At 68.7% G+C, this 20,942-nt stretch carries 17 protein-coding genes and 3 pseudogenes; 11 read left to right on the top strand and 9 right to left on the bottom strand.

The genetic code is table 11. From position 1 onward, the window contains the following. Positions 1-42 precede the first annotated feature (42 nt). Positions 43-1,035, top strand: coding sequence for a GlxA family transcriptional regulator (locus tag SNOUR_RS04355; protein ID WP_067344019.1), 993 nt, complete (start codon positions 43-45; stop codon positions 1,033-1,035). On the opposite strand, the pseudogene SNOUR_RS49160 reads toward SNOUR_RS04355, so the two are convergent. After that, a pseudogene (locus tag SNOUR_RS49160) lies at positions 987-1,445 on the bottom strand (ATP-binding protein). The gene SNOUR_RS04355 and the pseudogene SNOUR_RS49160 sit on opposite strands and share 49 nt — an antisense overlap. Positions 1,446-1,585: 140 nt before the next feature. Between SNOUR_RS49160 and SNOUR_RS04350 the strand changes: the two are divergent. Beyond that, on the top strand, positions 1,586-1,972 hold the full coding sequence (locus tag SNOUR_RS04350; RefSeq protein ID WP_073445608.1) for a BlaI/MecI/CopY family transcriptional regulator: 387 nt from the start codon (positions 1,586-1,588) through the stop codon (positions 1,970-1,972). A 258-nt stretch (positions 1,973-2,230) separates the two neighbouring features. Here SNOUR_RS04350 and SNOUR_RS46955 read toward each other — a convergent pair whose 3' ends face one another. After that, positions 2,231-2,413: a hypothetical protein gene (locus SNOUR_RS46955; RefSeq protein ID WP_162494986.1), complete on the bottom strand. Its 183-nt coding sequence runs from the start codon at positions 2,411-2,413 to the stop codon at positions 2,231-2,233. On the opposite strand from SNOUR_RS46955, the gene SNOUR_RS04345 reads away from it, so the two are divergent. Beyond that, positions 2,330-3,301, top strand: a complete 972-nt coding sequence (locus SNOUR_RS04345; protein ID WP_067344017.1) for a GlxA family transcriptional regulator — start codon at positions 2,330-2,332, stop codon at positions 3,299-3,301. The two genes, SNOUR_RS46955 and SNOUR_RS04345, sit on opposite strands and share 84 nt — an antisense overlap. After that, positions 3,298-3,903, top strand: a complete 606-nt coding sequence (locus SNOUR_RS04340; protein WP_067344016.1) for a DJ-1/PfpI family protein — start codon at positions 3,298-3,300, stop codon at positions 3,901-3,903. Before SNOUR_RS04345 ends, SNOUR_RS04340 begins: the two co-directional genes overlap by 4 nt. Positions 3,904-4,989: 1,086 nt before the next feature. Here SNOUR_RS04340 and SNOUR_RS04335 read toward each other — a convergent pair. Further along, positions 4,990-6,321 carry an erythromycin esterase family protein gene (locus tag SNOUR_RS04335; RefSeq protein ID WP_067344014.1) on the bottom strand — a complete coding sequence of 444 codons (1,332 nt, stop codon included), beginning with the start codon at positions 6,319-6,321 and terminating at the stop codon, positions 4,990-4,992. A gap of 65 nt (positions 6,322-6,386) precedes the next feature. Between SNOUR_RS04335 and SNOUR_RS04330 the strand changes: the two genes are divergently transcribed. Together SNOUR_RS04330 and SNOUR_RS04325 are read left to right on the top strand one after the other, a co-directional pair. Continuing rightward, positions 6,387-7,010 carry a helix-turn-helix domain-containing protein gene (locus SNOUR_RS04330; RefSeq protein WP_079142189.1) on the top strand — a complete coding sequence of 208 codons (624 nt, stop codon included), beginning with the start codon at positions 6,387-6,389 and terminating at the stop codon, positions 7,008-7,010. Between the two features lie 387 nt (positions 7,011-7,397). After that, positions 7,398-9,059, top strand: coding sequence for an APC family permease (locus tag SNOUR_RS04325; protein WP_067344012.1), 1,662 nt, complete (start codon positions 7,398-7,400; stop codon positions 9,057-9,059). 4 nt (positions 9,060-9,063) lie between these two features. Here SNOUR_RS04325 and SNOUR_RS47975 read toward each other — a convergent pair whose 3' ends face one another. Together SNOUR_RS47975 and SNOUR_RS04315 are read right to left on the bottom strand one after the other, a co-directional pair. Then, on the bottom strand, positions 9,064-9,570 hold the full coding sequence (locus SNOUR_RS47975) for a hypothetical protein (RefSeq protein ID WP_067344010.1): 507 nt from the start codon (positions 9,568-9,570) through the stop codon (positions 9,064-9,066). A gap of 1,072 nt (positions 9,571-10,642) precedes the next feature. Then, positions 10,643-11,740: a PP2C family protein-serine/threonine phosphatase gene (locus SNOUR_RS04315; RefSeq protein ID WP_067344009.1), complete on the bottom strand. Its 1,098-nt coding sequence runs from the start codon at positions 11,738-11,740 to the stop codon at positions 10,643-10,645. Positions 11,741-12,350: 610 nt separating this feature from the next. On the opposite strand from SNOUR_RS04315, the gene SNOUR_RS04310 reads away from it, so the two are divergent. Next, positions 12,351-13,448 (top strand): hypothetical protein, encoded by a 1,098-nt coding sequence (locus tag SNOUR_RS04310; protein ID WP_067344007.1) that lies wholly within the window; start codon positions 12,351-12,353, stop codon positions 13,446-13,448. Positions 13,449-13,718: 270 nt separating this feature from the next. On the opposite strand, the gene uppS is transcribed toward SNOUR_RS04310, so the two are convergent. Continuing rightward, entirely contained in the window at positions 13,719-14,615 is an 897-nt protein-coding gene (gene uppS, locus SNOUR_RS04305; RefSeq protein WP_174717840.1) for a polyprenyl diphosphate synthase, read from the bottom strand. Positions 14,616-14,722: 107 nt separating this feature from the next. Between uppS and SNOUR_RS04300 the strand changes: the two genes are divergently transcribed. Then, positions 14,723-15,661: a squalene/phytoene synthase family protein gene (locus tag SNOUR_RS04300; RefSeq protein ID WP_067344004.1), complete on the top strand. Its 939-nt coding sequence runs from the start codon at positions 14,723-14,725 to the stop codon at positions 15,659-15,661. Between the two features lie 224 nt (positions 15,662-15,885). Continuing rightward, positions 15,886-16,425: pseudogene (locus SNOUR_RS04295) on the top strand (alanine racemase); the annotation flags it as partial. A 411-nt stretch (positions 16,426-16,836) separates the two neighbouring features. Here the strand turns inward: SNOUR_RS04295 and SNOUR_RS45220 are convergent. Next, positions 16,837-17,199: a hypothetical protein gene (locus SNOUR_RS45220; protein WP_162494985.1), complete on the bottom strand. Its 363-nt coding sequence runs from the start codon at positions 17,197-17,199 to the stop codon at positions 16,837-16,839. A 100-nt stretch (positions 17,200-17,299) separates the two neighbouring features. On the opposite strand from SNOUR_RS45220, the pseudogene SNOUR_RS04285 reads away from it, so the two are divergent. Beyond that, positions 17,300-17,770, top strand: a pseudogene (locus SNOUR_RS04285) (GNAT family N-acetyltransferase); the annotation flags it as partial. Between the two features lie 349 nt (positions 17,771-18,119). Here SNOUR_RS04285 and SNOUR_RS04280 read toward each other — a convergent pair. Continuing rightward, on the bottom strand, positions 18,120-18,827 hold the full coding sequence (locus SNOUR_RS04280; RefSeq protein ID WP_067344001.1) for an AAA family ATPase: 708 nt from the start codon (positions 18,825-18,827) through the stop codon (positions 18,120-18,122). Positions 18,828-18,881: 54 nt separating this feature from the next. Next, entirely contained in the window at positions 18,882-19,184 is a 303-nt protein-coding gene (locus SNOUR_RS04275) for a hypothetical protein (protein WP_067343999.1), read from the bottom strand. Positions 19,185-19,804: 620 nt separating this feature from the next. On the opposite strand from SNOUR_RS04275, the gene SNOUR_RS04270 reads away from it, so the two are divergent. Continuing rightward, positions 19,805-20,806: a PP2C family protein-serine/threonine phosphatase gene (locus SNOUR_RS04270; protein ID WP_376738498.1), complete on the top strand. Its 1,002-nt coding sequence runs from the start codon at positions 19,805-19,807 to the stop codon at positions 20,804-20,806. Positions 20,807-20,942 lie beyond the last annotated feature (136 nt).

Genomic DNA, 20,942 nt, shown 5'->3' with positions numbered 1-20,942 from the left:
CACAGAAGGAGGAAAGACAGCGATCGATGGTTTACTGCCAGGATGACCCGACCGGCGCCGGCCCATCGCATCGCCCTGCTCGCCTTTCCCGGCATCCGGGCCTTCGACGTCTCGGTGATCACCGAGGTGTGGGGGGCGGACCGCACCGACCGCGGGGTGCCCGCGTTCGAGTTGCGCCGGGTGGCCGCGGGCCCCGAACCGGTACCGATGCGCGGCGGGCTCGCGCTCACACCAGACCGCACCCTCGCCTGGCTCCCCCGCGCCGAGCTCATCCTCGTGCCTGGCCTGGACGACCACGTCACGCCGGCACCCGAGCCGGTCCTGGCGGCGCTGCGCCGCGCCCATGCCCGGGGCACCACCATCGCCGCGCTGTGCGGCGGCGCCTTCACGCTCGCCCAGGCGGGACTGCTGGACGGCCGTCGGGCGCTGACCCACTGGGCGCTGACCGACCTGCTGCGGGCCCGGCACCCACGGGTGCGGGTCGAACCGGACGCCTTGTTCGTCCAGGACGGCACTCTGTGGACCTCGGCCGGAACCGCCGCCGGCATCGACCTGTGTCTGCATCTGGTGCGCACCGCGCACGGCGCGGAGGCGGCCGCGACAGTCGCCCGCTCCATGGTCACCGCACCGTTCCGGACCGGCACCCAGGCCCAATTCATCGAACATCCCACCCCGCACGCCGACCGCGACGCGGACGCCCTGGCCCAGGTGCGCGCCTTCGCCCTGGCCCATCTCGACGAGCCGCTGACCGTGTCCGCGCTCGCCGCCCGCGCCGGGATGTCGCCGCGCTCCTTCGCCCGGCACTTCACGGCAGCCACCGGTACCACCCCGCTCCGCTGGCTCGTCGACCACCGCATCGCGGCGGCCCAGAAGCTCCTCGAACGCACCGACCTGCCCATGCCCGAGGTCGCCCGCCGGTCCGGATTCGGCAGCGAGATCACCATGCGCCAGCACTTCGCGTCCCGCCTGGCAACCAGCCCGCGCGCCTACCGCGCCGCATTCGCCGAACAACCACCCGCTACGCGGCGGCTGTGACTTTTCGGGGTGGCCGACCCCGCGGCGCCGGGCTGAGCTGGGCCCCTGGCCGAGTCCATGTAGGGCTCAAGATGTTCGAGACGGAAGGGCGAGTGGTGTGGAGTGGCCCCTCGACGCGTCCGCGGAGGGTGTCTTGGTCGGCCTGGAGGACGAAGTGCCGTACCGGAACGGCATGTTGGGCGAGGCCCGTGCTGATCTCGCGCCAGTATTCCTCGACCAGGACAGTCATGGGCAAAGCTGTCCGCCCCGGGCAGCCCTGGCGTGATGTCCATGAGCGTTTCACCGACCTTCTCGGCATCGAGCACCCGTGAATCCGGCATCAGCTGCTGCACGAGTGCACTGCTCGTGATCGACACGGTGCCGTAATTCGTCGAGGCGAACCCGTACGCTCGCGGCACCGTGCCCGACATCCCGTCCGGCATCAGCCGCATCGCTGAGGCGCTGTGCGGGGGCGACGGCCCGGATTCATCACCCCCATCCACACCTTCTTTTCGGGGGATGCAGGGCGGAAATGGCCGGCATTTCCGGTGTCTCTCACTATTCTTCTTGTATGCCAAGGCCCTTGGGAGATTTGGAAGACGCGGTGATGACGCGGGTCTGGGAGTGGAACCGCCCGGTCACTGTTCGAGAAGTTCTGGAGGATCTCCAGAAGGAGCGGTCGATCGCCTACACCACGGTCATGACCGTATTGGACAACCTCCATCAGAAGGGCTGGGTGCGCCGCGAAGCCGAAGGCCGCGCCTATCGATACAAAGCGGTCTCCACTCGCGCCGCCTACTCGGCCGCACTCATGAACGAGGCATGGTCCACCAGCGACAATCCCGCCGCCGCACTCGTTGCCTTCTTCGGCATGATGGCGCCGGAACAACGACGGTCTCTCCGTGACGCCCTACGGATGGCGCAGGTCGACGGTCAGGCCGAAGCAAAGGAAAAATAGCGTGTTAGGTCGAGGGGCCCGGGGTAGCCGGTGGCCTGATCGGCCGTCCCCCGGCGAAGCCCCGACGTTGACGGCCGATGCCGATGCCGATGCCGAGGGCGATTTCGACGCCGACGAGGACCTCAACTGGGCGAATTCCAGAACTCTGACCGTGGTCTCGTGAATGGTCGCGAGCCGAGGATTACGGGTTCCGACTATCGCGCGCATATCGTCTCGGCCCGGGTTCGAGGGTGGGGTGCCGTGGCTGTGCCCCACCGCTCAGCCGCTCTCAGCAGCCACGTTCGCGCTCTCCGGCATGGCGTAAAGCGTGGGGTATGTGTCGTTGACGCCCTCCGGCGCCGACGACAGGGTGGAGGAGTGGATCAGCGCCGCATCGTTTTTGTGATCTTCGAGGGTTTCCAGCCCCTCGACCTCTTCGGCCCGTACGAGGTGTTCGACCATGCTCACAAGCTCACCGGTGGTTACACCTGCCAGATCACGGCACCGCAGCCGGGAGCGGTCCGGTTCGGCAGTGGCCTCTCGGTACACGTTCCCTACGGAGTGGCCGATGTGGACCCCGCGGGGATCGACACCGTGGTGGTGGCGGGAGGCGGCGGGGTCGACCAGGCCAGGCATGATCCCGCACTGACACATTGGGTCGCCACCGCTGGGGCCAGTGCCCGCCGGGTCACCTCGGTGTGCAGTGGAGTGTTCCTGCTGGCTGCCGCGGGACTGGTCCGAGGACGAAGGGTGACCACCCACTGGGCGCGCGAGCAGCAGCTCGTACGGGAGCATCCTGAACTGGTCGTCGACTGCGATCCGATCTTTCTCAGGGACGGGCGGGTGTGGACGTCGGCCGGGGTGACGGCAGGGATGGACCTCGCACTGGCCTTGGTGGAGGACGACTTGGGCAGGGAGGTCGCGCACGCCGTCGCGCAGGAGATGGTGATGTTTCTGCGCCGCCCCGGCAGCCAGTCGCAGTTCAGTGTGCCGTTGTGGTCCACCCAGCCGGCCACCGATCCCATCCGTGCCGTGGTCGCGGCGATCCACGCCGACCCCGGTGCCCGGCACGGCATCACCGAGCTCGCCTCGCGCGCCGGGCTGAGCCCCCGTCATCTCCAGCGCAGGTTCACAGCCGAACTCGACGTCCCGCCGGCGACGTATGTCGAGGGCGTACGCATCGAGGCCGCGAAGCGGGCGCTCGCCGAGAGCGACCACCCCATCGAGACCCTCGCACGGCGGTACGGGTTCGGCACCGCGGAGACGCTGCGCCGCGCGTTCCACCGGCACGTCGGCGTCGCACCGTCCGACTACCGCGACCGATTCCGATCCACCAAGGAGTACCTATGACCGCCTACGGGATACTGATCTTCGAGGGAGCGGAGGAACTGGACTTCGTCGGGCCGTGGGAGGTGTTCACCGCCTCCTCCATGCTGCGCGAGCACGCCGACACCGTGCGGCTCATCGCCGAACACCCCGGCGCCGTCCGTTGCAACAAGGGCATGCGGGTCCTGCCGGACCACACCCTGGACGACCACCCTCCGCTGGACGTCCTGCTGGTCCCGGGCGGCAACGGGACCCGCCGCCAGGTGTCCAACCCCGTACTCATCGACTGGATCCGCACCACCGCCGCCAACACCACCTGGACCACCAGCGTGTGCACCGGCGCCCTGCTCCTGCACGAAGCAGGCCCGGCACGCGGCCGCCGGGTCGCAACCCACCACCTCTTCGAGGACACCCTGCAGGCCAGGGGCGACGTCACCGTGGTCCGCGACGCCCGCTATGTCGTCGACGAGAACCTCGTCACCAGTCAGGGCGTCTCAGCGGGAATCGACATGGCCCTGTGGCTCGTCGGCCGCCTCCACGGCCGCGACCACGCGCGCGCCGTCCGCCGGTACATCCAGTACGAACCCGCCCCGCCCTACCTCGCCGACGAACCGGTGCCCGCATGACACCGTGGGTTTCGCCAGCTCCTCGCGGCCGGTTCGGCAGGGAACGGAACGCCATGACCAACGTCGCTACGGCTTGCGCTGTCTGATGGGACTTGCGGCCGTGCGTCCGGCCTGGCGTGGGACCGCGTACAGGCAGGACGAAGGCGGCAAGGGCAGCGGCGATCCCGGGGAGGGAGATCCGCTGCCGACCCTCTGAAGGGTTGTCTCGTGTTCCTCGGTCTCGGTCCAGGGCCACGAACGGTGCAACTTTGCCGGCCGATGGAGTGGGAATCGGGCGCGCCTGCGTGAAATCCGGCATGTGGGAGGTACACATCTCGCGCCCGATTTCCTGCCGACCAGGAGAAAACGCGATGCATACGTACATAGGCCGTTCGCTTGCCGCTGCGGCGCTCGCCGTCGTGATGGCCGCCCCGCTCGCCGGCCCGGCCCAGGGTGTCCCTCAGGGCCGGGCCGTGGGGACGAGCGGCGACCACGGCCGCGATCGACGGCACGACGGGTGTGACCCGTGGTGCCGTGGCGGTGATGACGACGGATTTGGCTCGGGGGGAGTTGGTTCGGGGGGTGACGGGGAGCGCGTTGACGGTCGACGGCACGACGGGTGCGATCAGTGCCGTGGTGACGGCGATGGGTTCGGCTCGGGCGGCGTCGGCTCTGGTGGTGTTGGCTCTGGCGGTGTCGCCGCGGGGGACGGCGGCGCGGGGGACGGCGGCGAGCGGGTTGACGGTCGTCGGCATGACGGGTGCGATCAGTGCCGTGGTGACGGCGATGGTGGGGGCTCGGGCGGCGTTGGCCCGGGGAGCGTCGATGGGGGTGACGGCGAACGGAGCAATGGCGACCAGGGGGGCTCCGATGGGGATGGCCCCGGCCTGTTCGACGAGTTCGGTTCCGGGCTGTTTCGTTTGGGACTGTTCGGCGTGGATCCGCTCGGCTTCGGTAGCTCCCTGTTCGATTGATTCTGCCGCCGGAGACCGGAGACCGGAGACCGGTCAGGGATGTCGAGGTCGACGTGAACGGACAAGGTGGGATGGGCCGGCAGAGCGTGGCCTCAGTAGGTGGGGCCTGGCGCGGCGTTCTGGCCGGCCCTGGTCATTGTGACTTCCACTGGGCGAACGCCTCCTGCACGTCGTGTGGTGAGTTGGCGAGGGCCTCGTCGTCGGGTTGGGCCGCGGTGACGTGGGGGAGGTGGATGATGACGTCGTAGGCGTCCAGGGGCCGCACATCGGAGTAGAGAGTGCCCAGACGCTGCTGGGAGCTGGCCCGGACGGCGGCGGTGTCGGCGGGGGACAGTCGGCGCAGGTCGGTGGCGAAGGGCTCGTCACTGCTGGCGGCCATGAGCGCATCCAGGCTGCCGGGCCGGGGTGGCTGCAGGTCGGTGAAGAGCTTGCCGGTGTAGAAGTCGGCTCCTGTGCTGAGGGTCTGTCCGGTGCCGTTGGTGATGCCGATGGCGAGGTAGTCCTCGCCGATCCGATCGGCCAGGTGCATGCCCATGGCGGCCGCCGACGTCATGCCGGGCCACAGGGCCGGCCAGCGCTGGACGTGGCCGTTGTGGGCGACCAGTATGATCCGGTCCTCCCGACGCAGGATCCATTCGACGGTGTCCGCGATGGCGGCGTCACGGTTGGCGAACAGGCTGTCCCGGTCGCCTCGGGCCATGGCGCGGGCATTGGCGTCGATGACGACTGCCAGGCGCAACGCGCGCAGCGCGCGATCGTAGGCGCCGGCAGTGGTCCGTCCCCGGTAGTGCAGGCTGCGTCCCTCCATGCGCCCGGTGAGCTCGGCCAAGCCCGCCGTCAACGCGTCCCGACGCGCGGGTGCGAGCTGTCCGTAGGCGGCAACGGCCTGGGCGAGGGAGAAAGCGGAGGGCACCGCGAAGGCGGCTGCGGTTTCCCGGATGCTCGGGTCCACCTCGAAGTCGGGGTCCGCCTGCGCGAGGTAGGCGATGGCGGTGTCCAGACCGGGCAGCACGGACACGTTCGACCCGGACAGGTCGATGCCGTAGAAGCCGACCGGTCGAGCGGCGGTGAGGTTGTGCCCGCGCATCCACTCCAGATGGTCCCGCATCTCGGTCCACAGTCCCATCAGCGATGTGATGCCGTTGGCCATGACGTGGCCGGGCTGCCCCTGGCCGCCGCGGACCCAGTCGTCGGTCAGCCGGCCCTCGACGAATCCCGACTCCATCGCGTAGGCGCCGAACCCGTGCCGCTCGACCAGGTAGCGCATCAGGCGGTGACGCAAGAGGTAGGACTCGTGGTTGTAGTGGGCGTTCTCGCCGATCGCCACCACCCTCGCGTCGCCGATCGCCTCGTCCAGCCAGGTCAGATCGTCCTGCGGCCCGTCCGGGTCCAGCGTGCGCAGCGGATGCATCGCCTCGTTGCTCAACCGGTTCGAAGCCGGCGAGGCGTCCGTGTTCGCTGTCATGTTCCCATGCCCCCTTCATGAGTTCTCAACTTTGGGAACGGTACCAGCTATGGGAGCATTAGGGAGTGGACACCCTCGACCTGCTGCTGCACCCGGTGCGACTGCGCATCACCCACGCCATGTCCGGCGGGCGGACCTGCTCGGCCGTTGAGTTGTGCGCGGTACTGCACGACGTCCCCAAGTCCACCGTGTACCGACACGTCGGTCTGCTGGCCGAGGGCGGGGTGCTGGAGGTGGCGGGCGAGCAACGGGTGCGTGGCGCGGTGGAGCGGCGCTACCGGCTTCGCCGGGACCGGATGGCGATCACCCCCGAGGCGGGAGCGTCGATGTCCCTGGACGACCACCGCCGCGGGTTCGCCGCCGCCATGGCCGTCTTGCTCGCCGAGTTCAACGCCTACCTCGACAGGCCAGGAGCCGCGCCGTTCGCCGACTCCGTGGGCTACCGACAGGGCGTCTACTGGCTCAGCCCTGACGAACTCGCCGAAATGATCGATGAGTTGCGTCATTCCTTCGCGTCACGCGCGGGCAACGGGCCGGCGCCAGGCCGCAGGCCCCACCTGATGAGCCCGATCTTCTTCCCGGTCGAGGAACCAGTCAGCGACGAAGGCCGCCCCGACGGCCGCGGCGGAGCCGATGGACAGGCACGCGCGGAGGGACATGAGGGACATGAGGGACATATGGAGGGGTAGGTCAATGGGCAGGCCGACGGAGCGTGACGCGGTCACCGGTCGATCCGCGCCACCCCGCCGGCCGCCTCGCAGTGAGTGTCTGGTCTCACCGACGCCAGTCGACTGCGGGCTGCCGACCAGGGGTGACTGGCTTCGTCGAGACGACCGCTCGTCGGCTGGGCGCTGAGCCTTCTCCCGATGGCCTGCGTCGACTCGGCTCGTTGAGACGGATCGGCTGATTCCGGCCGCCCCGAAGCGGGCCGGACGACCCCACGCGCAGCCGGACGGTGACCTCCCCCACCAGGACTGTGATCGGTAGCCGGAGACCGAGCGGATGAAAGAATGAGCAAAAAGTTCACTTAGGGTGTGTCCGGATCTCTTCGCACGGCAGAACGGACACAGTCCGCCATGGACATGAGCGCGGCCAGCACAAAGAACCTCAGCCTTTTCGCCTTGATCATGATCGGGCTGGGGTCCATTTTCGGCTCCGGCTGGCTCTTCGGGGCCGGTCAGGCCGCACAGGTCGCAGGCCCCGCGGCGCTGGTCGCCTGGGTCATCGGGGCCGTCTTCATCGGCATGATCGCCATGTCGTACGCCGAGGTCGGGGCCGCCTACCCGCTGCCCGGCGCCATGGCGCGCTTTGGATCGATCTCCCACGGCCCGGTGCTCGGTTTCGTCAGTGGCTGGGCGGTGTGGATCGGGGTCGCGTCCCTGATCCCGATCGAGTCCATCGCGGGCACCCAGTACATGTCCTCCTGGAATTACGACTGGGCCAGGGGGCTGGTCTCCGACGGCAGCCTCACGGCCTCCGGCATGGCGATGGCCCTGTTCCTGACCTTCGTCCTGTGGTTCGCCTGCTACTGGTCGGTCGCGCTGCTGGCCCGGGCCAATACGGTGCTGACCCTGGTGAAGTTCGCCATCCCGGTACTCGTCGTCGCCGCGCTGATCGCCTCCGGCTTCCACCCCGGCAACTTCACCGGCCACGGCGGCTTCGCGCCCAACGGCTGGTCCGCCGTGATGACGGCCGTCACCACCTCGGGCGTCGTCTTCGCGTTCAACGGCTTCCAGGCCGTCGTCAACCTCGGCGGTGCCGCCCGTAACCCCGGCCGCGCCATCCCGCTCGCCCTGGTCGGCGCGCTCTCCCTGGGACTGGTGATCTACCTCGCGCTGCAGGTCGGCTTCCTCGGCTCGGTCCCGCCGGAGAAGCTCGCCGCGGCAGGCGGGTGGCATGGGATCAACTTCGCCTCCCCCTTCGCCGACCTGGCCAAGCTCCTGATGCTGCACTGGGTCGCCACCCTGGTCCAGTTCGGCGCCTTCATCTCGCCGTGCGGTGCCAACATCGCCAACGTGGCCTCTGCCTCGTACCTGGCGCAGAACCTGGCCGAGACAGGCTTCTTCCCCAAGAAGATCGCCGAGGTGCACCCCCGCTACGGCACCGCCCGCCCCGCGATGTGGCTCAACCTCGGCTTCTCCGTGCTCCTGCTGCTCACCATCGGCCACAGTTGGGAAGCCCTGGCCAGTGTCGTCTCGGCAGCCATGGTCGTCTCGTACCTGATCGGCCCGATCGCGGTGGGCGTCCTGCGCCGGACCAAGCCGGATCTGCCGCGCCCGTTCCGCCTGCCGGCCGCCGCGGTGCTCTGCCCGATCACCTTCGCCTTCGCGGCATGCGCCCTGTACTGGTCGAAGTGGCCCAACACCGGCAAGGTGACCCTGCTCGTCCTGGTGTCCGTACCGATCGCGGCCCTGGTGTTGCGTCGCCGAGGCGAGCGGAACCTGTCCCGGCAGTTCGCCGCCGCCTGGTGGATGATCGGGTTCCTGCTGTGGCTCTCGACGCTGTCGGCCCTGGGCGGCAAGGAGTTCGGCGGCAACGGTGTGCTGCCGGGCGGTGTGGACATCGCCCTGGTCGGTGTGTCGGCCCTGGGCTTCTACTTCTGGGCGGTGCGCGCCGGCGTCCAGGCCGATCGCGCCGGCCTGACGGATTCCGACCTCGCGCTCGCCACCGAGTCCGAGGCGGAACCGACCGTCCTGCCCGGCCAGCGATCCGGGGAGCGCGAAGCCGTCGTCTCCTGAGACATCACGTCCGGGCCGAAGCGGCGGGGTGAGCGGGGCGGCAGGAGCCGATGGGTGTCCCCTTGGGCGGCTTGAGCGAGTACGCGCGGTTGAACTCGGTGAGGGCGAGGTCGAGGTGGTCCAGGGTTCCCGAGCCGAGCGATGTCGCCGCTGCCTGCTGGGTGAATTCCATAGCCTCGGCGGCAGCCTGTTCCGGGATTTGCACAGCGGTGGCTGGGGCGGCCATGGCCGGCCCGACGAGTTTGACCGCGTCGCGACGCTTCGTTGCCCCCACCTCCGTGAAGGTCCGCGAACCGGCATCCGCGCAGGCCGCGTCCCTTGCAAAAAGTGTTCCATCCGGCCCGTCCCCGCTCCAAAGCGGAGCTTTCTCCTCCGCCGCGAGGGTGGGTGAACAGTCGCGGGCGAAGTCCAACTCGACAGCGCTGGTGGCGAACAGACGGCACGGCAGGTCCTGATGGTCGGGGCTGGGCAGGCCACCCGCCTCCCAGTCCTTCCAGGACCGTTCGGACATCCCGCCCTTGCGCAGGTGCTCGTCTTCGACGGCTTGGTGGGCGGCGGCGACGGCCTGGGGGACGGTCCATCCCCTCGCCAGACGGTGGCATTTGAGGCGCCGGTGGCCGCAGTGGTCCTCGACCTATGCGGCGATCTCGGAGATCAGCTCGGGCGGCACGGGGTTCGGGGATCCGGCTCGGCCCAGGGCACGTTCCCGCAGAGCCTTCCCGCACGAGACGTCGTGGACCGCTGTGGCTTGCTCGGATTTCTGGGCTATCACCGTCTGCCTCCCCGGGGCACAGCGGCGCTGGTTGCGCCGCTGGTGGTGACCAACGACTGCCTGCCTGCCCTGGCATGCGGTCAAACCCTTCTTCGAGGGCGGGCCCACCGCCCTCAGCGGGCGACCGCACCGCCCACTGGGGGCGATTACCTCTCACTACCTGCGACAACGCCGCCGGACCACTCTGATGACGGCACCGCATCCGGCCCAGGGGCCTTGAACACCGGACGGCTCCCCCGGCGATGCCGCAAGGGCTCTGCGGCCGGACGCGGCGCTTTCCCCTATCCGCACGCCCCGAGTCCTGCCCGGGTCGGGAGATCGAGAGGGACACCATGCAGGAGGCGCAGCCGACCGCGGCTCTGTCCGGGCAGGTCGCCCAGCTGGACCGGCTGGACGGCCAGTTGATCGAGCGGATGCGGTACGAGGCCCTGACCGCCCCGGCGCCCTGGAAGGCCGGGTACGGCGAGTTCCAGTCCGGCGGCTGGTGGACCACCTCGCTGATGAACGCCTCCGGCGAGGCCGCGGACGTCGCTGACCGTCATGCCCCGGTATGCATGCAGGCTGGACCCACTGCAGGTATCCCCACTGGAGAGAGTCGACTGAGGCCACAGCCCCCGTACCGGCGTCATCGCCGGGAAGCTCGATCGGTGCAGGCAGTTCCGTGTCGTCCAGAAGCTGATCGAGCTGCTGCTGGTCATAGCCGGTGCCCTTCAGGTCCGGCAGCTCTTGGAGGATGTCCGCGAGGAGCACGGTGAGAAACGCAGGTGATGCCGCAATGCGTGCGAGGGGCTAGGTAAGAGATGTCCAACGGTCACTTCTCGCAGTGGACGGCCAGTAGAGCCGCGTCGTCGGACAGTTCACCGCCCGCGTAGCGGAGCAGATCGGTCACCAGCCGGTCCAGTAGCGCCTCCGGGGACGACTCTGGCATCGAGGGCAGCCGCTCCTCCAGTGGATAGAACCGGCCCTGCGCATCCCGTGCCTCTGTCGCCCCGTCCGTGTACAGCAGCAGCATGCCGCCGCGCCCGAGGATGAACTCCCGGCGATGGTAGGTGCTCCCGGTCAGCTCGCACAGGCCCAGCGGAGGGTCGGGGACCAGGAGACCTGGCTCGATCGCCGTCACCGTTCCCGCATGCAGCAGCAGCGGGGGCAGGTGCCCGCAGTCGACCAGCTCAGCCAGGTTCCCGGAGTCCGCCACTGCTACCAGGGCCGCCGTTACGAACTCCTCGGTGTGGCCGCGTCGCCGCACCGTGCCGTCCAATCGCTGTGCCACCAGCGCGAGATCCGGCTCGACCTGGGCTGCCTCGCGAAAGGTGCCCAGCACGTCGGCCGCCGTTTCGACGGCTGCAAGTCCCTTGCCTCGGACGTCGCCGATGATCAGCCGGGTTCCGAATGGGGTTGTCAGCACCTCGTACAGGTCGCCGCCCACTCGGGCGTCCGCTGCGGCTGCCAGGTATCGCACCGCCACCCGCAGCCGGCCGGTCCGCTCCGGCGCCGGGCGCAGTAGCGCGAGCTGCGCGGCCTCGGCGACCGAACGCGATTGCAGCAGCTCGCGCTCCCGGGTCGCGACGAGCACGACGTTCGCGGTGCTGATGCAGGTGATCGCCAGCACCGTGATCCCGGAGGTCAGATGGACGGCGAACGGCACGCCTGGGTCGGCCCTGGCGAGCCAGGCGACGAACACCATGGCTAGGGTGCCGGCCGTCAGTGGCACGCGGGCGCGTCGGGTGCCGATCCCGGCGAGCACTGGGGCGGTGGCGAGCGCGGGGGAGATCGTGGATTGGGGGTTGCTCGCGATGTCCGTCGCGACGCCGGTGGCTAGCAGTGCATAGGCCATCACGACGAGCGTGCGGGCCAGCTGGGGGAGCGGCGGGGCCTCGGCGGTGCCGGCGCGGTGGGGGCTCGGTTTCATTACTGCTGCCCACTCTAAGATCTGTAAATTCCGGTACAAATTGGAACATTACTCTATAGAGGTGCGTGCGTAAGGTTATGGAGATCGCCGGACGAGCGGCGGCTGGCTCACGAAGGCCAATGTGAGCGGCAGGGTGATGAGGTGCGGCGCACACGACGCCCTGTTCGTCGTCCACAACGGCATGTAAATGCTGGACGCCGCACAGCGTTTGCTGATGCTCGATTCCTCTCGTGCTTGAGCGACCCGGCCGCGGAACGGGGGCCGGTAGCAGCGGTCACCCGCGGCGGCGTCACCGTGAACCTTCTGCGCACACCGGCTGGCGGCGCGCGTTGACGCCGGCTTGCTGAACGAACGAGGAAGTGCCTCCGTGTGCGATCACCACGCTCGACAGGACGACCGTCGTTGCTGTCGCTTCGCGGGCACACCTGAAGTAGGGAGACTCCAGCCGACGTCGTGTGCAGCGGGCCGCCGCTTGGCGATCGCTGTGGCCGGCCGGGAAACCGTCGGCCGCACGCCCATCACCTCAACGGGAGCGCACGAACCGCATGAACAGGTTCATATAGGCTGCTCGCTCCGTCTGTTGCCACCGCATTGATCTGGGGAGTTCCCTGTGACCGTAGCGACCACTGGGTCCGAACCGGCCGTCCCGCCTGTCGACGAGACGTCGGGAGAAGAGAGTTTCTGGGACGAGAGGGCGTCGTCCGATGAGGACGTCGCGGCGGGTCCCGTGGACGACCTGGTCGTGCGGGATGCCCGCGAGTTCGGGGCGTACGCGCGGACCGGCGGCTGGGCTTTCGCGCTGAAGGTCGCGCGCAGCGTGCGGCCCGGCGGACAGGCTGCGGGGGAGACGCCGAAGGTCTCCGCGAAGGAGTTCGCCGAGCTGGCCGGGTGTTCGCCGGAGCGCGTGATGCGGTTCTACAAGGCGTGGGACATGGCCGCCGACGACGGTGTCGTCCCGCAGTTCGAGGCGCTGGCCCCCGGTGAGGACATCGAGCTGCCGGATGCCGATATGTGGCTCTCCTACTACAGCTCCCGCAACAGCGCCACATCCGTACGCGGTACCGCGATCACTGCTGCGGCCGAGGCCGAGGGGATCCGGCCGACCAAGGCCCTGGAGGTCGCGGAGAACCCCACCGCGCTGCGTGCCGCGATCCTCGCCGACCCCTCCACCGCCAAGGCCGCCCGGGCCGCGCTGCTGGACCGGCTCAAGGAGGACCCGGCCCTGCAGGCCGAGCTGGCCCGCGACGTCCTCCGGACCGACGGGCTGAAGAAGGCGGTGGCCACCGAGAGCCGGGCGGCCGACCGTATCGGATACGTGCGCCAGATCGCGGAGAACGGTCAGGTCAAAACCCCGGCCGGACAGACCATCGACGCCCCCGTCGAACTCCGTGCGGAGGCCGAGCGGCACCTGTCCCTCCTCGATGAACTGGACGATGACGAGGAGGCCGGTGAGTGGGTCACCGAGGCGTACGACACGGTCAAGGGCCTCGTGGTGCAGGCCGTCGAGGCCGACCCCGAACTGCGCGTCCAGGAACGCCGCACCAAGTTCTACAGCAGTCTGCAGAAGGCGACGAAGGTGTTTGAGGAGCTGACCTTCGACGACGCCGATGACATCTACGAGGACGACATGGTCCAGCGGCTGGAAGAGCTCCAGCAGGCCATCGCTACCTGTATCACTGCCCTCCGCAAGGCGGCACCCGCATGCTGAGTGTGGGCGCGTAGCCCATGCAGCGGCCGCTTTGTGTCCGACGGTTGGGCACGCAGCGGCCGTGCGCTACCGAATCTCCTCGCGGTGTTCGATGAGCGTTTTTCACCTTCGATTGCGCAGGTCAACGAGCCTGGTGTGGGGCGGTGCTCTCGTACTCGTGCTGGTCGTGGGCGGTTGCCTGCGCTGAAGGCCGTCTGACGTGTCGGTGCGGAGGGGGCTTTTACCTGCCACCGCCGTGGGTGATGGCCTCGCATCGGCGCAGCCGGCAGGTCACATCCGCGGCTCGGAACGGACTTCGAGCTGGGATTTGGCGTACCGGGCTGTGTCGTACAAGCCGGACAGTAGGTGCCCGCCGAGCCGGGTGGCGATGCCGCCAGGGAGGCTCAAGACGTTGGAGAGGGAAGGCAGCGAGCCCGTGAGGCCGACCGGCGGCTGGGGCTGGGCGGAACGGGGATGGGGGATTGACGCGGTGGCACCACCGAACCGGCGGCGCCGTTGGGCGTACAGCTCAAGGGCCTGTCGGAAGTGCTCGGCGCGGAAGTCGGGCCACTGGACCTCGGGGAAGACGAACTCGGCATAGGCGCACCGCCACAGCGCGAAGTTGGACAACCGGTACTCGCCGGAGGTGCGGATCACGAGGTCGACATCCGGCATGTCGGGGTTCTGCAGGTGCTGGGCGAAGCTCTCCTCGGTCACCTCCTCGGCCGGTACCCGCTCTTCGATAAGAGTGCGTGCCGCGCACACGATCTCACTGCGGCCGCCGTGGTTCACGGCCACCGTGAGGGTCATCGTGCGGTTGTGCTGCGTCAGTTGCTGGGCGTACTGGAGTTCTTGACGCAGGGCGTCGGGGATGCGGGGGGTCTCTTCGCCCATGCCACGGACTCGGATGCCGGCACGGTGCCAGTCATGAACTCTTCTGCGCAGGATCTGGCAGCCGGTGTCCAGGAGGCTGTCGATCTCTTCCTGTGGGCGCGACCAGTTCTCGGTGGAGAAGGCGAACAGGGTCAGCCACGGGATCCCTTCCTCCAGGGCCGTTCTGATCACCGTTTCGATGGCGTGCTCGGCGGCCTTGTGTCCGAAGGTTCGCGGTAGCCCGCGCTGCTGTGCCCAGCGGCCGTTTCCGTCCATGATGCACGCGATATGACGTGCCGCGCTCTGTGTCTCCATCCATCCTCCTCGTGTGTATTGCATGTATTTGTGGGGTTTCGGATAGGGGTTACCCCAAGGGGGCCGGAGTCATCCGGAGGATCGAACCGAGGAGGGAGCCGTCACCGATGATGCTCTGGAGCCGCACTCTGCATGCCGGCGGTGTAGACGACGAACGGCTGCGCGCTGACTACACCACCGCGGCGCACTACATGGCCCGCATGGAACCGTTCACCTACCCAGCACTGCGCACGGTCCTGCCTCCTGCATGGCAGCCCCATCTCCTCGCTGCTTTCGCCTTCGCAGGACGAACCGACGACTTGGCCGACCTCCCCCCGACCCGCCGCCACAGCGGAGGCTTCCATGTCTGGGCCGAACAGACCGAGCATGGCTTGACCACCGGATCCTCCACGCACTCGCTGCTGCGTGCCTTCTTGCACACCGTTGCGGTCAACGGCGTCCCCCATGCCCACGTCCGTGACTACCTCGCAGGACAGGCCAGGAACCTCTCCTTTGTAGGCTTCGCCACCGACGAGGACTACTACCGCTGCCTCGACAGCGTCGCCGTGCCATACCTCACTCTCATCTGCAGCTCGCGCCGACCCGGTGCCACGAATCGGGTCAGCCACTCCTTGCTGGGGCTTGTGGCCGACGCAGCCCAACGCGTGGACGACCTGGCTGATTTGGCCGCGGATCTACGCGTCGGCCGACTCCACTTTCCCCACACCACCCTGACGCGTTTCGGCGTCACCCGCGCCGACCTGGAATCCGGACACCAAACCCCTGCCGTGCGCGCCTTTGTCACCCATGCATGCCGACAGGCCCGCACGGTGCTCGACATCGCTCAGGACGCGCTGCGCCACGCCGACCCGGAGGAACAACTCCTGCTCTACCCCTCGTTGGTCGCCAAACAGCATCTGCTCGGCGGCATCGAGCGGCAGGGGGCGGACATCACCCGGCGCACCGTCACACTCAACATCCTGCCCTCCCCGACAGAACTCCTCGGTGGAACGCTGCGCACGCTCCACGCCCGCATGCGAGTTGCCACCACCTACGCTCGCCCCTGACTGAGAAACGGCGGCCGGCCGGTTGCTGGCTGGCCGAGGAGCGAGAAGTGGAGCCGCAGCGAGCCCGACTTGCGGGCAATCGCCGAGCAGCCAGATTCCTCGCTCTCTGTTCGTGTTGGAGGTCGCCTCGATTGGTTCGGTGTGGCCCGGGGTGATGGCCGCGCGGCCATGGTCCACCGACCTGTCTTGATCATCTCGACGTGTTCCATGGTGGGAGGCAAGAGATGGCGATACCGCTGCCCGATGGGCTGGTGACGCCGGCGCTCGTGGTCGATCCGGATGTGCTGGACAGAAACTTTTCGCGGATGGCTGAGGCTTCGCGGTCTCAAGGGTCCGCCCTGCGGCCGCACGCCAAGAGCCACTGGTGCGCGCCGATCGCCGACCGTCAGCTTCGGGCGGCGGGCGCGGGCTGTCGGTGGCGGCTGGGGAATGCCCTGCACGGCAGTGCCCGGCCGGTCGAGGTGCTCGTCGAGGTCGACAGCGGGAGCCACCGGACGGGAGTGCAGCCTCACGCTGCTGGTGAGGTCGGGAAGGCGGCCGCCGACGCGGGACTGGATGTCGTCGGCGTGTTCACGTTCCCGGGACACGGCTATGGTCACGACGCGCAGGCACGCGAGCGCGTCGCACGGGACGAGGAGCGCATGCTGGGCGAGGCCGCACAGGCGCTGCAGGACCTTGGGCTCGACATCCGTGTGGTCAGCGGCGGATCAACTCCAACGGTGGGGCAGTGGCAGCCGGGCGCGGTGAACGAGTTGCGGCCCGGTGTCTACGTCTTCAACGATGCCACCCAGCTGGCGATCGGGACCTGCGAGGTGGGGGATCTGGCGCTGGTCGCCGCGGCGACGGTGATCAGCGTTTCCGCTTCGGACCGCTCACTCGTCGGACGGTCCGACCGGAGACGGTATGGCTCAACCCTGCCCACGGTCAGGCTCTGCTGGCCCTCGGGTTCGAGCTGTGCTGGGCCAGCGCCTGGATGAGCGATGCGAACAGGTGGATCGGCCCCGTCCTCGGCCTCCCGCCCCTACCGTTCGTCGACTTCGGCGACGCCCTGATGCGCGAGCGCCCCTGGCTGGTTTCGCTGCCGCTCTCAACGGTTCAGCCGCATCATCCTGAGCCAGGCGCCAGCTCATGCGTTCGTAGTTCCACTGGCGCTGACCGCCCTTTGCGGGACGCCCTCAGGAGCGGGTGGCGGTCGCGCAGTCGTTGCCCGTGGCCGTGGTGCCGTTACCCGTGTCGATCGGCTTGCTGCGGTCGTACGGATCGATCTGGTGGGCCTCGTCGGCGGGCTGTTCCTTGGCCGTGCCGAAGGGCGGCACGAAGTAGCCGGTCGGGGCGGAGCAGCCGCCGTTGGTCATGTCGACCGCGTGCGATGTGAGGGACATCGTGCCCGGTTCGGTGATGACCTTGGCCGGGTCGTCCCAGCTCATCACGATCGTGCGCCGCACGATCGTACGGATGACCTCGGCGTCACGCTCGGCGTTGCCCGCTGGGGTGACCGGGTACACAAAGGTGACGTCCGCGCGTCTTGACCACGTCACCGACCAGCCGGGTCTGCTCCGGCCGAGGACGGGTCGTCCGTGCCGGAAGAGGAGCGGGAGCGGTTCCTGCGTGAATCGGTTACGGGTGCGGCCGGGGCCGCGGTGGCTGGGCGGGCCGGTGCCACAGACACAGGCGGAGCTGGGCGACAAGCTCGCCAGTGTGCTTGAGGCCGCCGAGCAGGGCGTCTACGTTCCCTTTGTGGTCATCCACCGCGCCACCGACAAGGCTATCGGCTGGACCACGTACATGGACATCGACGTGGACGACGAACGACTGGAGATCGGCTGGACGTGGTACGGGCGCGCATACTGGCGTACCGCCGTCAACACCGAGTCGAAGCTGCTCCTGCTCACCCACGCCTTCGAAGACCTGGGCATGGGACGCGTGCAGTTGAAGACCGACCATCTCAATCACCGCTCCCAGGCCGCGATCGAACGTATCGGGGGGCGCCGCGAAGGCGTACTCCGCCGCCACTACCGACGCCCGGACGGTACCTGGCGGGACACGGTGTACTTCTCGATCCTCGCCGACGAGTGGCCCGAGGCCAAGCGCAACCTGGCTGCTCGCCTGGGAGAAGCCGGCCATGCAGGATTGCGTCGTGCACCTGCTGCGGGCGGGAACGCGGGTACGTCTACGAGGGTCCGGTCCACGCGGCCGAGGAGCTCAAGGGCCGGCTGTGTCCATGGCGGCACGCGCCGAGCACGGCGCGCAGCACGCTCGGGCCGGTGTCCGTCGGGCCTATGCGCGAAGCGGTCCCCGGGATCGAAGGATCGCAGCCAGTCACCCGCCGCGGCATGAGGCCGTCTGAGGCCGTATGGGGCCGTCCTGTCGACGCGAGGTTGGCATGGCGCAGTGCTGTGCCGGTTCGCTGCGGACGATGACGCGTCGTGCGGTGGAGCTTGCGCCCTCGGCTGTCGTCTCAGTCGAGGATGTGGCGCAGATAGGACTGCGGGTCGGCGAGATAGCGACGCCAGTGGTCGACCAGGGTGAGTTCGTGCCAGGCAAGCCGGCGCATGCCGTGCTCGCCGACCTCGATGATGTCCGCGCCAGGCAGCGCGGTCAGCAGGGGCGAGTGGGTGGCGCAGATGACCTGACCGCCGTTCTTCACCAACTGGTCGAGGTGTCCGAGCAGTTCCAGGCAGGAAGCGAACGACAGCGCGGCTTCGGGCTCGTCCATCACGTACAGGCCCGGCTGGAGGAACTTGCCTCGGAACGCGGCGAGGAAGCCCTCTCCGTGACTGACCGACTCCGGCGCGAACCCCTCTCGGTCCAGGGCGTCCAGCGCCGTCTCGGCGCGCAGGAAGAAGCCCTTGCGGGCGGCCCAACTGCCCAGCATGCGCCGTCCGCGCGGAGTCGCGTCGAAACGGATCCGCTCGCCCAGCACCGACTTGGGGCGGTGACTGGCGTAACGCCAGTCGTGCGAGCCGCCCCACGAGTCCAGGCCGAATCCCTCTGCGAGGGCCTCGATCAGGGTCGACTTGCCCGAACCGTTCTCGCCGACGAGGAAGGTCACAGGCGCGGTGAACCGCAGCCCTTCCGTCATCAGCCCGCGCACACAGGGAACGGACCAGGGCCACTCATCTCGGGCATACGAGGCCACATGTGCGTACGAGTGTTCGATAATCACAAGGTGAGTCTCCCATATGGCGGGCGAAGGGGGCGTGGTTCGGTGGGGGCGGGATCAGCTCTGGGGTGCATGGCCGATGGCGCGCAGGATCTCGGACAGCCAGACGAGGTGGCAGTCCAGGGCCTCGTCCGGCTCGTCAGGCAGTTTCTCCACCGACTCCCAGGAGTGGGCGAGCGAGCCGAGGGTGAGTTCCGTCGGCTGGCGGCCAGCGTCGTAGAGCTCTTCCTGGGGGATGGACCAGAAGTAGTCCTCGGACAGTGCGATGGCTTCGCCGTGCTGTGCTTCGGCGTTCCGTAGCGCGACGTCGAGGGCGGCACGCAGGCGAGCAAACGGGATGGGCAGGGAGTAGTCGGTCATAGTGCCTATTTTTGCGTTTCGAGTGACGTGTGAGTTACCAGCCGCACCCGGCACCACAGGCATTCCGCCCCAGCGGTGAGGTGGTCAAAGTGGTCTCACCGATCCGATATGATCATGGTGCAGATTCGGCCCGCGGACAGTGGGTGGGCGGGAGTCGTGCGTCTGTGGTCCAAGGAAAGACGTCCACCATCCGGTGGGAGACGCAGGTGCAAGGCCGGCCAGGCGCTCCATCAGAAGGTCCCTTCCCGTGTACGGGAAGGGACCTTCTGCATTGCCGAGCGCACCTCGTGCGCCCTGGATACTGCCCTGGCCCCAGCTGTCGCCCTCGCCGTGGCCCGCGCCCGGCGCGATCATGCCTGACGTGAGAGCGGTGGGGATCGGTGTGAGACTGGGCGCGGAATGGGTGATCCCTGTGTCCGGACCTACCGCACACGTCCGCCGGTCCGGACACAGCCGTCGACGAGCATCGGCTGGAAGAACTGATCATCGAGGCACAGACGGCCCTGCCGTTCGAACTGCCTGCCCTGGCGAACCGGTGCGCTTCGGCTCTCGGCCTGGACTCTGCGCTGATCTACCTCGTCGACCTGCAACAACGGCTGCTCATCCCGCTCGACGAGGTCATGGAGCCGCTGCCGGTGGACCGCTCGCCGGCCGGCTGGGCGTACCGCACGGTCTCCTCGCGGGTGGCCGAGGCCGACGACGGCGTGATCGTCTGGCTGCCCTTGATCGACGGCGCGGAGCGGCTGGGCGTGCTGGCGGTGCGGACCGCCTCGCTCAACGGGGCGCGAATGCGCCGCAGCCGGATGTTGGCCCATCGGTTCGCCATGCTGATCACCTCCAAGCGCGCCTACAGCGACTGGCTCGCCGGCCTCACTCGCACCGCCACCATGCGGTTGCCCACCGAGATGCTGCGGGCCTCCCTCCCACCCCACACCGTCGGCAGCAGCAGGTGCGTCTCTACCGCGGTCCTGGAACCGGCGTACAACGTCGCCGGCGACGCCTACGACCACTCGGTGGTCAAGAACGTGCTGCACGCCATGATCCTCGACTCCATGGGGCACGATCTGATCGCCGGCCTGACCACCTCGGTCGCCATGGCGGCGGCGCGGAACGCCCGCCGCGGCGGTGGCGACCTGGTCGACGTCGTCGGCTCCGTCGACCAGGCGCTCGCCGAATGGCTGCCCGACCACTTCTGCAACGGCGTGCTGTGTCGGCTCGACGCGGTCACCGGGGTGCTGCAATGGGTCAACTGCGGTTACCCGCCGCCGCTGCTGATCCGTGCCAAGCGAGTGCTCGACGGTGTGCTGGACAGGCCCCCGCAGCCTCCGATCGGCCTGGCCGGCCAACTCGCCCGGGCAGCCCGGGAAGTGCACGAGACCACGCTGGAACCGGGCGACTGCGTCCTGCTCTACACCGACGGTGTCGTGGAGGCTCGCGACGCGGACGGAGCGGAGTTCGGCCTCGACCGGTTCACCGAATTCATCATCCGATCCTCCGCCGCGGGCCAGCTCCCGGCCGAGGTGCTGCGGCTGCTGACGCACGCCATCCTCGATTACCAGCGCAACCAACTGCGGGACGACGCGACCATCCTGCTCTTCGAGTGGCGTCCGCAGTACCAGTGACGCGGTAGGTACGGCACCGAGCCTCGCTGTGCCGCTCCTGCGTCCGCTCCGGCCGGTTCAGGTGCTCGGCCAGCTCCTCCAAGCCGGCGGCGGCCGACACCGCATCGCCGCATCGCCGCATCGGCAGTGCGTGGGC

The sequence above is a fragment of the Streptomyces noursei ATCC 11455 genome (genome assembly GCF_001704275.1).
GTDB classification, from domain to species: domain Bacteria; phylum Actinomycetota; class Actinomycetes; order Streptomycetales; family Streptomycetaceae; genus Streptomyces; species Streptomyces noursei.
This window is presented reverse-complemented; position numbering and strand designations above follow the sequence as displayed.